Origin of the sequence: Azohydromonas lata NBRC 102462 (assembly GCF_001571085.1) — a bacterium.
In the GTDB taxonomy this organism is placed as follows: Bacteria; Pseudomonadota; Gammaproteobacteria; order Burkholderiales; family Burkholderiaceae_C; genus Azohydromonas; species Azohydromonas lata.
In genome coordinates this window covers 30,300-45,151 of the sequence record NZ_BCTC01000015.1, presented here as the reverse complement: position 1 = coordinate 45,151, position 14,852 = coordinate 30,300, and the positions used below count along the sequence as shown (strand labels likewise).

Here is a 14,852-nt window from a genome sequence, read left to right as displayed (position 1 = left end):
TGGAACGCCCAAGTGCTTGATCCGGCGGGCTTGGAAGCCAAACGCCCATGGATGCGGCGACCCGGCAAAGCGGTCTGCAGGCGACAGGCCTGGGACTACAGGCGGTTGCGCAACTTGCGTGCGTTCTCAGCGCCGTGGCGGTACGGCATCGCGCAGTGCGCATTCGCCAACGAGGAATAAACGGGAGGACGCCCCTCTTCAAATTCCCAGCGGATCCACGTCCACCGCCCAACGGATGAGCCCCTTGTGCGCCGCGCGCAACGCATGGAGCTTGGGCAGCCACTGCGCCAGCAGCCGCTGCAGCGCGGCGCGCGAGGGCGACTCCACCAGCATCTGCATGCGCTCCACATCGGCCACGCGCGCCACGGGCGGGGGCACGGCCGGGTAAACCAGCACCTGCTCGGCCTCGGGAAATTCGTTGGCGCAGGCGGCCGCGTCGTCCAGGAAGGCGCTGGCCGCCTCCGGCGTGCGCGCCTCGGCCCGCAGCAGCGCCAGGTGCGTGTAGGGCGGCAGCCCGGCGCTCTCGCGCTCGGCCAGCTGCGAGGCGGCGAAGCTCTCGAAGTCGTGCCGCCGCAGCGCGGCGTACAGCGGGTGCGTGGGGTGCCAGGTCTGCAGCCACATCTGGCTGCGTGCGGCCTGGCGGGCGTCGCGCCCCGCGCGGCCCGCGGCCTGCATGAGCAGCGCGAAAAGGCGCTCCGGCGCGCGGAAGTCGCTGGCGAAGAGCGCGCTGTCCGGGTTGACCGCTGCCACCAGCGTGATGCGCCGGAAGTCGTGGCCCTTGGCGACCATCTGCGTGCCCACCAGCACGTCCACCTCGCCGGCATGCACGGCCGCCAAGCGCTCCTGCAGCGCACCGGCGGCGCGCGTGGTGTCGGCGTCTATGCGGGCCACGCGGGCGGCGGGCAACGCCTGGGCGATCTGCTCCTCCAGCCGCTCGGTGCCGCGGCCCAGGGGCTGCAGGTCGAGGTTGCCGCACTGCGGGCAGGCACGCGGCACGCGCTCGGTGAAGCCGCAGTGGTGGCAGCGCAGCGTGCGGTCGCCGCGGTGGAACACGCGCCAGGCGCTGCAGTGCGGACAGCCGCTCTTCCAGCCGCACTCGGTGCAGTGCAGCACCGGGGCATAGCCGCGGCGGTTGAGGAACAAGAGGCTTTGCTCGCCCAGGGCCAGGCGCTCGCGCAGCGCGTCCACCAGTTGCGGCGACAGCGCCACCGTCACGCCATGCGTGCGCGGCAGCAAATTCATGTCCACCAGCCTGACTTGCGGCAGCACGCCGCCGCCGATGCGGCTGGCCAGGTCCAGGCGCTTGTAGCGGCCCTGCTGCGCGCGATGCCAGCTCTCCAGCGAGGGCGTGGCCGAGCCCAGCAGCACGGGAGCGCGCTCCAGCCGGCCGCGGTAGACGGCCAGGTCGCGCGCGGAGTAGCGGGCGCCCTCCTGCTGCTTGTAGGAGGGGTCGTGCTCCTCGTCCACGACGATGAGGCCCAACCGCGGCAGCGGCGCGAACACCGCCAGCCGCGTGCCCAGCACCAGGTCCGCCAGGCCCAGGTGCGCCATCAGCCAGTGCTTCAGCCGCTGCGCCGGGGTGAGGCCGCTGTGCAGCGAGACGAGGCGCCGGCCCTTGAAACGCTCGGCAAAGCGCGCCTCCAGTTGCGGCGTGAGGTTGATCTCGGGCACCAGCACCAGCGCCTGCCGACCGGCGGCCAGGGTGTGGGCGGCGGCCTGCAAATACACCTCGGTCTTGCCGCTGCCGGTGACGCCGTGCAGCAGGAAGGTGCCGTCCGAAGCCGCAGCCGTCACGGCCTCCACCGCGGCCTGCTGGTCCGGCGTCAGTGCGGGTGGCTCGTTGGCGTGCCCGGCCGGATGGGGCGTCGCGGCGGCCGCCGGATTTGCCGGATCTGCGGGTTCGAGGCCGTCGCCGTCGTCCTCATCGGCGTCCGCGGCATCGGCACCACCCTGCTCCAGCGCCTTGCGCAGCCGGGCGATGCGGCGCGCGAGCTTGGTGTCGTCCAGCTTGCGCAGCTCCGGCGGCAGCACCGACAGCGCCACCTCGCCCAAGCCGCGCTGGTAGTAGGCGGCCGTGAAAGCCACCAGGTCGCGCCAGGCATCGCCCAGGGGCGGCAGCGCGGTGAGCACCTGCGCCACGGGGCGCAGGGCGTCGTCGGACAGGGGGGGACGGCCGGTGTCCGCCGCTTCGGCGGGCGCGTCCCACACCAGGCCGGGCACCTCGCGCCGGCCCAGCGGCACGCGCACCAGCGTGCCGGGCGGCAGGGGCAGCTCGCTCAAGTAATCCAGCGCCCCGCCCAGGCCGCTGTATTGCGGCGCCTCCACGGCCACCGCCAGTCGGTACGTCATGGATGGGCCGCCGCTGTGGATAACTTTGTGGGGAAACTGCGCGCGAGCCGTTCACAGCCTGTGCGCAGCGCGGGTTTCCACCGTGCACGGAGTTGCAACACGGGGAAATTCATCAATGAGATCAACGGCTTAACGCTATTCCACAGGGCCGGCGCAGCCGGAAATGATGCTTTCGGCGGCGTCAGGCCGCAGAGCTGATTCCGTGGACAAGTCAAGCCCCGCGCATCAAAGACGCCCAGCTTGCGCAGGCTCCAGGCTTTCAGGCCGTGGCGCGCAGGCGGCGCGAGTGCTCGTGCACGGTGTCCACCAGCACCTGCACGTGCTCAGGCGGCGTGTACTGGCTGATGCCATGGCCCAGGTTGAACACGTGGCCGCCCAAGCCGCCGTCGGCGCGCTGCGGGTTGCCGAAGCTGTCCAGCACGCGCTTGGCTTCGGCCTCTATAGCGGCCGGCGGGGCGAACAGGATGTTGGGGTCCAGGTTGCCCTGCAGGGCGACGCGGTCGCCCACGCGCTCGCGGGCGCGGGCCAGGTTGACCGTCCAGTCCACGCCCAGCACGTCAGGCACGGACTCGCCGCCGAGCATGTCTTCCAGCCACAGGCCGCCGCCCTTGGTGAAGACGATGTGCGGGATGCGCTGCCCGTCGTGCTCGCGCTTGAGCTGCTTCAGCACGCGCTGCGTGTAGGCCAGGCTGAACTGCTGGAAGGCGCCGTCGGCCAGCACCCCGCCCCAGCTGTCGAACACCATCACGGCCTGCGCGCCGGCCTCGATCTGCGCGTTGAGGTAGGCGGCCACGGTGTCGGCGTTGAGGGCCAGGATGCGGTGCATCAGGTCGGGGCGCGAATACAGCATGGACTTCACCAGGCGGTAGTCGTCGCTGCCGCTGCCTTCGACCATGTAGCAGGCCAGCGTCCACGGGCTGCCGGAGAAGCCGATGAGCGGCACGCGCCCGTTGAGCGCCTTGCGGATGGAGCTCACCGCGTCGAACACGTACTGCAGCTTGGCCATGTCGGGCACTTCCAGCTTCATCACCGCGGCCTCGTCGCGCACGGGCGTGGCGAAGCGCGGACCCTCGCCGGCAGCGAAGCTCAGGCCCAGGCCCATGGCGTCGGGGACGGTGAGGATGTCGCTGAACAGGATGGCGGCGTCCAGCGCGTAGCGGTCCAGTGGCTGCAGCGTCACTTCCGTGGCGAAGTCCGGGTTGGTGGCCAGCCCCATGAAGCTGCCCGCGCGCGCGCGCGTGGCGCAGTACTCGGGCAAATAGCGCCCGGCCTGGCGCATCAGCCACACGGGCGTGTAGTCGGTCGGCTGGCGCAGACAGGCGCGCAGGAAGGTGTCGTTGGCGAGCGGTGCGGTCATCCCGCGATTATCCCGTGCGGCTATCCCTTGGTCAGGTGCGCCATGTGCTGAGCTAGCATCCCCAAGCAAACCCTTCACGGAGCAGTGGATATGCGCATGCGCTGGCTGATCGCCTTCTTCGCGGCCTTCCTTCTCTCAGGCTGCGGCTACAACCAGTTCCAGCAACTGGACGAACAGAGCAAGGCCGCGTGGGCCGAGGTGCTCAACCAGTACCAGCGCCGCGCCGACCTGATTCCCAACCTCGTCAACACCGTGCGCGGCGAGGCCAACTTCGAGCAGGAAACACTCACGCGCGTGGTCGAGGCCCGCGCCAAGGCGACCAGCGTGCAGGTCACGCCCGAGACGCTCAACGACCCGCAGGCCATGCAGCGTTTCCAACAGGCGCAAGGCGAGCTCTCCAGCGCGCTGTCGCGGCTGCTGGTGGTGAGCGAGCGCTACCCGGACCTCAAGGCCAACCGCGGCTTCCAGGACCTGCGCGTGCAGCTCGAAGGCACGGAGAACCGCATCACCGTCGCCCGCAACCGCTACATCAAGACGGTGACCGACTACAACGTGCTCGCCCGCAGCTTCCCGACCAACCTCACCGCCATGGTCTTCGGCTACAAGCCCAAGCCCAGCTTCACGGTGCAGAACGAGGCGGAGATTTCGCGGCCGCCCACGGTGGATTTCGGCACGCCTTCGCGCAACGCGCCGCCGGCCACGACCACGCCGACCTCGCCCGTGGCCCCGTCACTGCCGGCCAGCCCGGCCTCGCGCTGAGGCGGCCATGCGCGGCCTCACCTCCGCGCTGCGCGGCCTGCTGCTGGCGCTGGCCGCGCTGCTGTTGACTCCCGTCGCCGGCGCGCAGGACGTGCTGCCCATCCCCGCGCTCAACGCCCGCGTCATCGACCAGACCGGCACCCTCAACGCCTCGCAGCGCGGGCAGCTCGAAGCGCGGCTGGCGGACTTCGAGCGCGAGGCGGGCACGCAGCTCGTCATGCTGCTGGTGCCGACCACGGCGCCGGAGGACATTGCCAGCTACGCCTTCCGCGTGGCCGACCAGTGGAAGCTGGGCCGGCGCGACGTGGGCGACGGGCTGCTGCTGGTGGTGGCCAAGAACGACCGCCACGTGCGCATAGAAGTCGCCAAGGCGCTGGAGGGCGCGATTCCCGACCTGGCGGCCAAGCGCGTGATCGACCAGGCCATCACCCCGGCCTTCCGCGCCGGCAATTTCGCGGGCGGCCTGCTGGCCGCGGTGGACGAGCTGCAGGCGCTGGTGAAGGCCGAGAAGCTGCCCGCGCCGGCCTCGGCGCCCGAAGGCTGGAGCGGCTCCAGCTCCACCGCGCAGCGCGGCGGCGAGCAGGGGTTTCAGCTCGAAGACCTGGCGCTGTTCTTCTTCATAGGCGTGCCGGTGCTGGGGGCCGTGCTCACCGCCATGCTGGGCCGCAAGCTGGGCGCGCTGGCCACGGGCGGCGCGGCCGGCGGCCTGGCGTGGCTGTTCAGCGCGAGCCTGATGCTGGCCGGCGCGGCCGCCCTGCTGGCGCTGGTGCTGGTGGGCGTGCTGGGCATCGGCTCGTCCGGGCGTCGCGGCGGCGGCGGTCGTGGTGGCCGGGGCGGCGGCGGCTTTGGCGGGCCGCCCATCATCTTCCCCGGCGGCGGCTGGGGAGGCGGTGGTGGCGGTTGGGGCGGCGGCGGTGGCGGCGGTGGCGGCTTCCGCTCCGGTGGCGGTGGGGATTTCGGCGGCGGCGGCGCCTCGGGGAGCTGGTGATGAACCGTGTGCTGCGGCTGTTGAAACACCGGCTGCTCGACGAGGGCGACGCGCGGCGCACCCTGGGCGACGCGGCCATGGCGCGCATAGAGGCGCGCGTGCGCGAGAGCGAAACCCGGCACAGCGGCGAGATACGCGTGTGCGTGGAGGCGGGGTTGCCGCTGTCCTACCTCTGGCGCGGCGCCACGGCGCGCGAGCGCGCGGTGACCCTGTTCGGCAAGCTGCGGGTGTGGGACACCGAGGCCAACAACGGCGTGCTCATCTACCTGCTGCTGGCCGAGCACGCCATTGAAATCGTCGCTGACCGCGGCATCCACCGCCACGTGGGCACGGACGGCTGGCACGGCATCCTGGACGGCATGCGCGAGCGGCTGCGCGGGGGTGACTTCGAAGCCGGCCTGCTGGCGGCCGTGGATGCCGTCGATGGCTTGCTGGTGCGCCACTTCGCGCTGCAGCCGGGCCAAGCCAATCCCAACGAGTTGCCGGACGCGCCCTGGCGCGCTTGATGCGGCCGCCCCCGCTCAGCCGCCCTGCTCCAGCGCCCGGCGAATGAAGCTCTTCGGCACCGTGGACTTGGGCACCCGCACGTCGAACCAGCTGCGCACGTCGGCCTCCACCAGGTTGCCGTGCATGAAGTTGTAGATGGCCTTCTTCAGCGCGCGGCCCAGGGCGTCGTGGTCGGTGCCGGTGGGGTCGATGAAGCCGACGTCGTTGCGCGCGAAGGCGCCTTCCGGCAGTGGCTTGAGCGTGATGCCGAAGGCCTGCGGGTCCAGGCCCACCGGCGAATGCACCGTGCAGGCGAAGCGGTGGAAGAAGCCGGAGTGGATGCAGCCGTTCTCGAAGAGCTGGCGCACGTACTCCAGCGCGTCCACCGTGTCCTGTGCCGTCTGCGTGGGAAAGCCGTACATCAGGTAGGCGTGCACCATCACGCCGGACTCGGCAAAGGCCCGCGTCACCCGCGCCACCTGGGCCACGGACACGCCCTTGTTCATGAGTTTCAAAAGCCGGTCCGAGGCCACCTCCAGCCCGCCGGAGATGGCAATGCAGCCACTCTCGGCCAGCAGCTCGCACAGCTCCGGCGTGAACGTCTTTTCGAAGCGCACGTTGCCCCACCAGGAGATGCGCAGGTCGCGGCGCAGCAGCTCGGTGGCCAGCGCCTTGAGCGCCTTGGGCGGGGCGGCTTCGTCCACGAAATGGAAACCGGTCTGGCCGGTTTCCTCGACGATGGCCTGGATGCGGTCGGCCAGCACCGAGGCCTCCGCGCCCTCGTAGCGCGCGATGTAGTCCAGGCTGACGTCGCAGAAGCTGCACTTTTTCCAGTAGCAGCCGTGGGCCACGGTGAGCTTGTTCCAGCGCCCGTCGCTCCAGAGCCGGTGCATGGGGTTGAGCATGTCCAGCAGCGAGAGGTACTGGCCCAGCGGCAACCCGTCCCAGGTCGGTGTGCCGACCTCGGCAAAGGGGACGTCCGGCTCCGGGAAGTTCACGTAGCGCACGGCGCCCGCGTCGTCGCGGATGAAGGTCCGCACCAGGCGCTGCTTCGAGCGGCGGCCCTGCAGGTGCTCCAGCAGCGCGAGCAGCGGGCGCTCGCCGGCGTCCAGGGTCACGAAATCCACGACGTCGAAGACCCGCGGCTCGCGCAGCTCGCGCAGCTCGGTGTTGACGTAGCCGCCGCCCAACACGACGGCCAGCCCCGGATGCGCCGCCTTCACCGCCTGCGCGATGCGCAGCGCGCCGTACACCGAGCCCGGGAACGGGACGGAGAGCAGCACCACGTTCGGCTGGTGCCGTTCGACCGCTTCCAGCGCCAGGTCGCGCAGCGTCTCGTCTATCAGGTTGAGCGGCGCCGCCAGCGCGTCGGCCAGCGGGTCGAAACTGGCCTGCGCGGCGGCCAGGGACTCGGCGTAGCGGACGAACTCGAACCGCCCGTCCACTGCCTCGCGCAGCACGTCGGCCAGGTCGTCGAGGTAGAGCGTGGCGAGGTGCTTGGCGCGGTCCTGCAGGCCCAGCGCCCCGAAGGCCCAGGCGAGGCCATCGCCGCCCTCCTCGTCCGCGTCGTAGGCGTCGAGCTGCTGGAAGCGCGGCCCCTCGGGCAGCAGCCCGCGCGAGGCGATGCGGTGGGCCAGCGTGGGGTCGCGCCCCTGCAGGAAGCTGAGGGCCCGCTCCACCGTGCCGGCGTAGGCGTCGAACTGCTCCAGGAAGGCCGCCACGCGCTCGCTGCGCTTCTTGGGCGGCAGCGCCTCGGCCACCTCGCGCAGGCGCAGCAGCCCGGGGCGCGAGAGCAGGCGCAGGACGAGCTTGAGCGCCAGGTCGTCCTGCGCCGCCGGGATGCCGCGGCTGCGCAAAAAGCCGGTCAGGTAGGCGGTGGAGGGGTACGGCGTGTTGAGCTGCGTCATCGGCGGGATGAGCGACAGCACGCGGCAACCTGCGGCGGAGTCGGTGATGGCGGACATGGGAGCTGGCGTGGCGGCCGCGCGGGCGGCCCGTGGAAACGGCCGCGGCGGCGCTTGGAAAAACGGCCGCCAGTAAACACGAAGCCCGCCGGGCATGCGCCGGGCGGGCTTTTTACTTGATTCGTTGCGGTGCCGGTGCGGCTGCCAGGGGCAGTTGCGCCGGCGCGCCGGTCAGGCGGCTTACTTGCGGCGGAACTTGCGCAGCGCGGCGAGTTGGGCAGCCATGGCGGCGAATTCGCTTTGCGCGGTGGCGAAGTCGATGTCGCTCTTGGCGTTCTTCATCGCTTCCTCGGCCAGGCGCTTGGCCTCGTTGGCCTTGGCCTCGTCGAGGTCATGGCCGCGGATGGCGGTGTCGGCGAGCACGGTGACCGTGTTGGGCTGCACCTCCAGGATGCCGCCGGCCACGAACACGAACTCTTCTTCACCGTTGTCGGCACGCTCGATGCGCACCGCGCCGGGCTTGATGCGGGTGATCAGCGGCGTGTGGCGGGGCAGGATGCCCAGCTCGCCGTTCTCGCCCGGCAGCGCGACGAACTTCGCCTCGCCGCTGAAGATCAGCTCTTCGGCGGAGACGACGTCGACGTGAATGGTTGCCATGTGCGGGGTCCTTGATGCGAAAAGGAAGAGGCTGCGTCGGGAGCGTTGCGGCCACAACCCGTCAGGTTGCAGCCGCGACGGCCATTACGACGCCAGCTTCTTGGCCTTCTCGAAGGCCTCGTCGATGGTGCCGACCATGTAGAACGCCTGCTCGGGCAGGTGGTCGCACTCGCCGGCCACGATCATCTTGAAGCCGCGGATGGTTTCCTTCAGCGGCACGTACTTGCCGGGCGAGCCCGTGAAGATTTCGGCCACGTGGAAGGGCTGCGACAGGAAGCGCTGGATCTTGCGGGCGCGGGCCACGGTGAGCTTGTCCTCGGGGGCCAGCTCGTCCATGCCCAGAATGGCGATGATGTCGCGCAGTTCCTTGTAGCGCTGCAGGATGCCCTGCACCGAACGCGTCGTCGTGTAGTGCTCTTCGCCGATGACGTTGGGGTCGATCTGGCGCGAGGTCGAGTCCAGCGGGTCCACGGCCGGGTAGATGCCCAGCGAGGCGATGTCACGCGACAGCACCACGGTGGCGTCCAAGTGGGCGAAGGTCGTGGCAGGCGACGGGTCGGTCAAGTCGTCCGCAGGGACGTACACGGCCTGGATCGAGGTGATCGAGCCCACCTTGGTGGACGTGATGCGCTCTTGCAGGCGGCCCATTTCCTCGGCCAGCGTCGGCTGGTAGCCCACGGCCGAAGGCATACGGCCCAGCAGAGCGGACACTTCGGTACCGGCCAGCGTGTAGCGGTAGATGTTGTCCACGAAGAACAGCACGTCACGGCCTTCGTCGCGGAACGACTCGGCGATGGTCAGGCCGGTCAGGGCCACGCGCAGACGGTTGCCCGGCGGCTCGTTCATCTGGCCGTACACCATGGCGACCTTGGACTTGGACAGGTCCTCGTCCACCACCACGCCCGACTCCATCATTTCGTGATAGAAGTCGTTGCCCTCACGGGTACGCTCACCCACGCCGGCGAACACGGACAGACCCGAGTGCGCCTTGGCGATGTTGTTGATGAGCTCCATCATGTTCACGGTCTTGCCCACGCCGGCGCCACCGAACAGGCCCACCTTACCGCCCTTGGCGAACGGGCAGATCAGGTCGATAACCTTGATGCCGGTTTCCAGCAGCTCTTGCGACGGCGACAGCTCGTCGTAGGCCGGGGCCTTGCGGTGGATGGAAGCCGTGTGTTCCTGGCTGACCGGGCCACGCTCGTCGATGGGCGTGCCCAGCACGTCCATGATGCGGCCCAGGGTGGCTTGGCCCACCGGCACCATGATGGGGTTGGCGGTGTTGGTCACCATCATGCCGCGGCGCAGGCCGTCGGAGGAACCCAGAGCAATGGTACGCACCACGCCGTCGCCCAGCTGCTGCTGGACTTCCAGCGTCAGCGCCGAGCCTTCCATCTTCAGGGCGTCGTACACCTTGGGCATCTGATCGCGCGGGAACTCCACGTCCACCACGGCGCCGATGCACTGAACAATCTTGCCTTGTGCCATTTGTATTTCCTTGAATTCAACGAATCGGTCAAACCGCGGCGGCGCCGCTGACGATCTCGCTCAGCTCCTTGGTGATCGCGGCCTGGCGGGTCTTGTTGTAGACCAGCTTGAGCTCACCGATCAGGTTGCCGGCGTTGTCGGTGGCGGACTTCATGGCCACCATGCGTGCGGACTGCTCCGAGGCCATGTTCTCGGCCACGGCCTGGTACACCAGCGCCTCGATGTAGCGCGTGAGCAGCTCGTCGATGACGGTGGCCGCGTCCGGCTCATAGATGTAGTCCCAACCACCGGCTTGACGCTCGGCGGCGGTCTGCTCCAGGCGCGAGGCGGCCAGCGGCAGCAACTGCTCCACCACCGGCTCCTGCTTCATCGTGTTGATGAACTTCGTGTAGCAGAGGTAGACCGAGTCCACCTTGCCCTCGACGAAGGCATCGAGCATCACCTTGACCGGGCCGATGAGCTTCTCGAGCTGGGGCGTGTCGCCCAGCTGCGTGGCGTGCGAGATCACCGGCACGCCAACGCGGTTCAAAAAGCCCAGACCCTTGTTGCCGACCGCAACCGCCTGCACCTTCACACCGTCGGCCTGCAGATCACGCATCTTGTTCGTGATCGCGCGCAGCACGTTGGTGTTGAGGCCGCCGCACAAGCCCTTGTCGGTGGTCACGACCACGAAGCCGGTCACCTTGGAGGAACCGTCAGCCCGCATGTAGGCCGACCGGTACTCAGGATTGGCCTGCGACAGATTGGCCGTGATGTTGCGGATCTTGTCGGCGTACGGACGCGCCGAACGCATCCGCTCCTGCGCCTTGCGCATCTTGGAGGCGGCGACCATTTCCATGGCCTTGGTGATCTTCTTGGTGTTCTCCACCGATTTGATCTTGCCGCGTATTTCCTTGCCTGCCGCCATGGACTGACTCCTTCTCGGACTTGTGCTTTAGGCGGGACTCAGGCGAAGGACTTCTTGAACGCGGTGACCGCAGCGTTGAGCTGGGCTTCGGCGTCCTTGTCCATGGCCTTGTCGGTCTCCAGCTTGTTCAGCAGGGCAGCGTGGCTGGTCTTGAGGAACTGGTGCAGGCCGCTCTCGAACGCCAGGATCTTCTTGACGTCGATGTCGTCCATGAAGCCCTTGTTCACCGCGAACAGCGTGGCACCCATCAGGCTGATGGGCAGCGGCTGGTACTGGGGCTGCTTGAGCAGTTCGGTCACGCGGGCACCGCGGTCGAGCTGCTTGCGGGTGGCTTCGTCCAGGTCCGAGGCGAACTGCGCGAACGCAGCCAGTTCACGGTACTGCGCCAGGTCGGTACGGATGCCGCCGGACAGGCCCTTGATCAGCTTGGTCTGGGCAGCACCACCGACGCGCGACACCGAGATACCGGCGTTGATGGCGGGGCGGATACCGGCGTTGAACAGGCTGGTTTCCAGGAAGATCTGACCGTCGGTGATCGAGATCACGTTGGTCGGCACGAAGGCGGACACGTCGCCGGCCTGCGTTTCAATCACGGGCAGCGCGGTCAGCGAACCGGTCTTGCCCTTGACGGCGCCGTTGGTGAACTTCTCGACGTAGTCGGCGTTCACGCGGGCGGCACGCTCCAGCAGACGGCTGTGGAGATAGAACACGTCGCCGGGGAAGGCTTCGCGGCCCGGGGGACGGCGCAGCAGCAGCGACACCTGGCGGTAGGCAACGGCCTGCTTGGACAGGTCGTCATACACGATCAGCGCGTCTTCGCCGCGGTCGCGGAAGTACTCGCCCATCGTGCAGCCGGAGTAGGCCGACACGTACTGCATGGCGGCGGACTCGGAAGCGGAAGCCGCGACGACGATGGTGTACTCCATCGCGCCGTGCTGCTCCAGGGCACGCACCACGTTCTTGATCGACGACGCCTTCTGGCCGATGGCGACGTAGACGCAGACCATGTTCTGGCCCTTCTGGGCGATGATCGCGTCCAGCGCCACGGCGGTCTTGCCGGTCTGACGGTCGCCGATGATCAGCTCGCGCTGGCCACGGCCGACGGGCACCATCGAGTCGATGGACTTGATGCCGGTCTGCACGGGCTGGCTCACCGACTGGCGCGCGATCACGCCCGGGGCGACCTTCTCGATCACGTCCGTCATCTTGGCGTTGATCGGACCCTTGCCGTCAATGGGCTGGCCCAGGGCGTTGACCACGCGACCAATCAGCTCAGGGCCGACGGGCACTTCCAGAATGCGGCCCGTGCACTTGACGGTGTCGCCTTCGGAGATGTGCTCGTACTCGCCCAGGATCACCGCGCCCACCGAGTCACGCTCGAGGTTCAGCGCCAGGCCGAAGGTCTGCGCGCCGGAGGGGCTGGCCGGGAATTCGAGCATTTCGCCCTGCATCACGTCCGACAGGCCGTGCACGCGCACGATGCCGTCCGTCACCGAGACCACGGTGCCTTGGTTGCGGATGTCCGTCGAGGCTTGCAGGCCTTGAATACGGCTCTTGATCAGTTCGGAAATTTCTGCGGGATTCAGTTGCATCGTGTTCTCCCAGGCTGCCTCCATACAAGGCGGACAGCGGTGGCAGGGGTGGCGGCTGTGGGCTTGACGGGCGGGATCGGGGCGGCTCGCCCCTCACTCTCCTGCTGCTTTAGGCCGTAAGCGCCACCTTCATCTGTTCCAGACGGGCCTTGACCGAGCCGTCATAGACCTCGTCGCCGACCACCACGCGGATGCCGCCGATGAGCGAGGGATCGATCTGCACCGTGGCGTTGAGCTTGCGACCGAAGCGCTTTTCCAGCGCGGCCAGCACCTCGGCGCCCTGCGCCTCGTCGATCGGGAAGGCGCTGTAGACCAGCGCATCGGAGACCCCGCTGCCGGCGTTGACCAGCGCGCGGAACTGCGCGGCCACTTCGGGCAGCGCCACCAGGCGGCCGTTTTCCAGCATGGTGCGCAGCAGGTTCTGCAGCGCGGGCCACAGCGGCGCGGGCAGCGCACCGGTCACCACGCCGAGGACCTGCTCGGTGCTCACGCGGGGATCGGAGGCGAACTGGCGCAGCTCGGGGTCGGAGGTCAGCGACGCGAGCAGATCGAGCTGCTCGATGGCGCCGGGCTGCTCCTGGACCATGATGGTCTTGAACAGCGCCTCCGCATAGGGGCGGGCGATGGTTGCAAGCTCAGCCATGGTGTCAGAGCTCGCTCTTGAGGCGTGACAGCAGTTCGCCGTGCACGGCCGGGTTCACTTCGCGGCGCAGGATCGCTTCGGCACCCTTGACAGCCAGCGCGGCGACTTCGTCGCGCAGCGCTTCGCGGGCACGGACGCTGGCCTGCTCGGCCTCGGCCCGGGCCGCGGCGACGATCTTGGCGGCCTCTTCATTGGCACGGCCCTTGGCCTCTTCGACCATGGACTGGGCCAGGCGCTCGGCATCAGCCAGGCGGCGGGCGGCGTCATCACGCGCTTCGGCCAATTGGGCCTCGACACGCTTGTTGGCCGTGGCCAGTTCGGCCTTGGCCTTGTCAGCCGCAGCCAGACCGTCGGCGACCTTCCGGGCGCGCTCATCGAGCGCCTTGGTGATCGGCGGCCACACGAATTTCATCGTGAACCACCACAAGATCACGAAGACGACGATCTGCGCCAACAACGTTGCGTTCAGATTCACGGCTCGGACCTTTCTCGTTGAAAGACTACTCGGGGACGGACGAGAAAGAGCCGGATCAGCGCAGGACGAACGGGTTGGCGAACGCGAACAGCATCGCGATACCCACGCCGATCAGGAAGGCGGCGTCGATCAGACCGGCCAGCAGGAACATCTTGGTTTGCAGCTCGTTCATCAGCTCAGGCTGACGAGCAGAGGCTTCCAGGTACTTGCCGCCCATCAGGCCGATACCGATACAAGCACCGATGGCGCCCAGACCGATGATGACGCCGCAAGCCAGAGCGACCAGACCGAGGATGTTTTCCATGACTACTCCTAGATGAGTTGATTGAGTTGGGAAAAAGAACGGGAGGGAAAGCCGCCGGTCAGTGCGCGTCGTGCGCCTGGCCCACGTACACCAGCGTCAGCATCATGAAAATGAAGGCCTGCAGCGTGATGATCAGGATGTGGAAGATGGCCCACGCGGAACCGGCCAGCACGTGGCCGATCCACAGGGCGACACCACCCAGGGAACCGAAGCCCACCGCGCCCATCAGCGCGATCAGCATGAACACCAGTTCGCCGGCAAACATGTTGCCGAACAGCCGCATGCCGTGAGAGACCGTCTTGGCGACGAACTCGATCATCTGCATGAGGAAATTGATCGGGGCCAGGGCAATGGCCATCGGACCGTGCGCATGGAACGGAGCCGAGAACAGCTCCTTGACCCAGCCGCCCAGGCCCTTCATCTTGATGTTGTAGTACAGGCACGACAGCAGCACCGTCACCGACAGCGCCAGCGTGGTGGACAGGTCGGCAGAGGGCACGACGCGCATGTAGGCGTGGTGCGGGTCATGGCCCATGCCGCCGTAGATGGCGGCCCAGATGTTGGGAATCAGGTCCAGCGGCAGCAGGTCCATCGCGTTCATGAGGAAGATCCACACGAAGGCGGTCAGCGCCAGCGGGGCCACGGCCTTGCGCGACTGCTCGTTGTGCACGATGCCGCGGGCCTGCGTGTCCACCATCTCGACCAGGAATTCAACGGCAGCCTGCATGCGGCCCGGCACGCCCGAGGTCACGCTCTTGGCCACGCGCCAGAGCAGGAAGCAGCCGACCACGCCCAGCAGGATCGACCAGAACAGAGAGTCCAGCTTGAGCACCGGGTCGGCCAGCGAGAAGTCGGCAATGCCGGTTTGCTCACGCGTGGTCCAGTGCTGCAGGTGGTGCTGGATGTATTCACCCGCGGTAGGTCCGTGTCCTTCGGCAGCCAT

The 14,852-nt window shown here is 68.4% G+C and carries 14 protein-coding genes; 3 read left to right on the top strand and 11 right to left on the bottom strand.

Features of this window, described 5'->3' with window-relative positions; genetic code table 11:
- Positions 1-198: 198 nt before the first annotated feature.
- Together ALA01S_RS07915 and hemE are read right to left on the bottom strand one after the other, a co-directional pair.
- Positions 199-2,349 (bottom strand): primosomal protein N', encoded by a 2,151-nt coding sequence (locus ALA01S_RS07915; protein ID WP_066334427.1) that lies wholly within the window; start codon positions 2,347-2,349, stop codon positions 199-201.
- A gap of 259 nt (positions 2,350-2,608) precedes the next feature.
- Entirely contained in the window at positions 2,609-3,706 is a 1,098-nt protein-coding gene (gene hemE, locus ALA01S_RS07910) for a uroporphyrinogen decarboxylase (RefSeq protein ID WP_066334424.1), read from the bottom strand.
- A gap of 96 nt (positions 3,707-3,802) precedes the next feature.
- On the opposite strand from hemE, the gene ALA01S_RS07905 reads away from it, so the two are divergent.
- Genes ALA01S_RS07905 through ALA01S_RS07895 form a run of 3 tightly spaced genes read left to right on the top strand, consistent with a single transcriptional unit; the run spans position 3,803 to position 5,959 of the window.
- Positions 3,803-4,465, top strand: coding sequence for a LemA family protein (locus ALA01S_RS07905; RefSeq protein WP_066334520.1), 663 nt, complete (start codon positions 3,803-3,805; stop codon positions 4,463-4,465).
- Positions 4,466-4,472: 7 nt separating this feature from the next.
- Positions 4,473-5,453 carry a TPM domain-containing protein gene (locus tag ALA01S_RS07900; protein ID WP_066334422.1) on the top strand — a complete coding sequence of 327 codons (981 nt, stop codon included), beginning with the start codon at positions 4,473-4,475 and terminating at the stop codon, positions 5,451-5,453.
- Positions 5,453-5,959 (top strand): TPM domain-containing protein, encoded by a 507-nt coding sequence (locus ALA01S_RS07895; protein ID WP_066334419.1) that lies wholly within the window; start codon positions 5,453-5,455, stop codon positions 5,957-5,959. Before ALA01S_RS07900 ends, ALA01S_RS07895 begins: the two co-directional genes overlap by 1 nt.
- 15 nt (positions 5,960-5,974) lie before the next feature.
- On the opposite strand, the gene ALA01S_RS07890 is transcribed toward ALA01S_RS07895, so the two are convergent.
- The 9 genes from ALA01S_RS07890 to atpB all read right to left on the bottom strand — a co-directional run bounded on the left by ALA01S_RS07890 (position 5,975) and on the right by atpB (position 14,852).
- The gene (locus ALA01S_RS07890) at positions 5,975-7,903 is read right to left on the bottom strand and encodes a B12-binding domain-containing radical SAM protein (RefSeq protein WP_066334417.1); all 1,929 of its coding nucleotides are present in this window, start codon (positions 7,901-7,903) and stop codon (positions 5,975-5,977) included.
- 180 nt (positions 7,904-8,083) lie between these two features.
- Positions 8,084-8,500, bottom strand: coding sequence for a F0F1 ATP synthase subunit epsilon (locus tag ALA01S_RS07885; RefSeq protein ID WP_066334415.1), 417 nt, complete (start codon positions 8,498-8,500; stop codon positions 8,084-8,086).
- Between the two features lie 84 nt (positions 8,501-8,584).
- Positions 8,585-9,988, bottom strand: coding sequence for a F0F1 ATP synthase subunit beta (atpD, locus tag ALA01S_RS07880; RefSeq protein WP_066334413.1), 1,404 nt, complete (start codon positions 9,986-9,988; stop codon positions 8,585-8,587).
- Positions 9,989-10,016: 28 nt separating this feature from the next.
- Positions 10,017-10,895 (bottom strand): F0F1 ATP synthase subunit gamma, encoded by an 879-nt coding sequence (gene atpG / locus ALA01S_RS07875; protein WP_066334412.1) that lies wholly within the window; start codon positions 10,893-10,895, stop codon positions 10,017-10,019.
- A gap of 38 nt (positions 10,896-10,933) precedes the next feature.
- A complete protein-coding gene (gene atpA, locus ALA01S_RS07870; protein ID WP_066334410.1) occupies positions 10,934-12,487 on the bottom strand; it encodes a F0F1 ATP synthase subunit alpha in 1,554 nt (517 codons plus the stop codon).
- A gap of 109 nt (positions 12,488-12,596) precedes the next feature.
- On the bottom strand, positions 12,597-13,130 hold the full coding sequence (locus ALA01S_RS07865; protein WP_066334408.1) for a F0F1 ATP synthase subunit delta: 534 nt from the start codon (positions 13,128-13,130) through the stop codon (positions 12,597-12,599).
- Positions 13,131-13,134: 4 nt separating this feature from the next.
- The gene (locus ALA01S_RS07860) at positions 13,135-13,605 is read right to left on the bottom strand and encodes a F0F1 ATP synthase subunit B (protein ID WP_066334406.1); all 471 of its coding nucleotides are present in this window, start codon (positions 13,603-13,605) and stop codon (positions 13,135-13,137) included.
- Positions 13,606-13,660: 55 nt separating this feature from the next.
- On the bottom strand, positions 13,661-13,909 hold the full coding sequence (gene atpE, locus ALA01S_RS07855; protein ID WP_028997348.1) for a F0F1 ATP synthase subunit C: 249 nt from the start codon (positions 13,907-13,909) through the stop codon (positions 13,661-13,663).
- Positions 13,910-13,967: 58 nt separating this feature from the next.
- Positions 13,968-14,852, bottom strand: a complete 885-nt coding sequence (atpB, locus tag ALA01S_RS07850) for a F0F1 ATP synthase subunit A (RefSeq protein WP_066334403.1) — start codon at positions 14,850-14,852, stop codon at positions 13,968-13,970.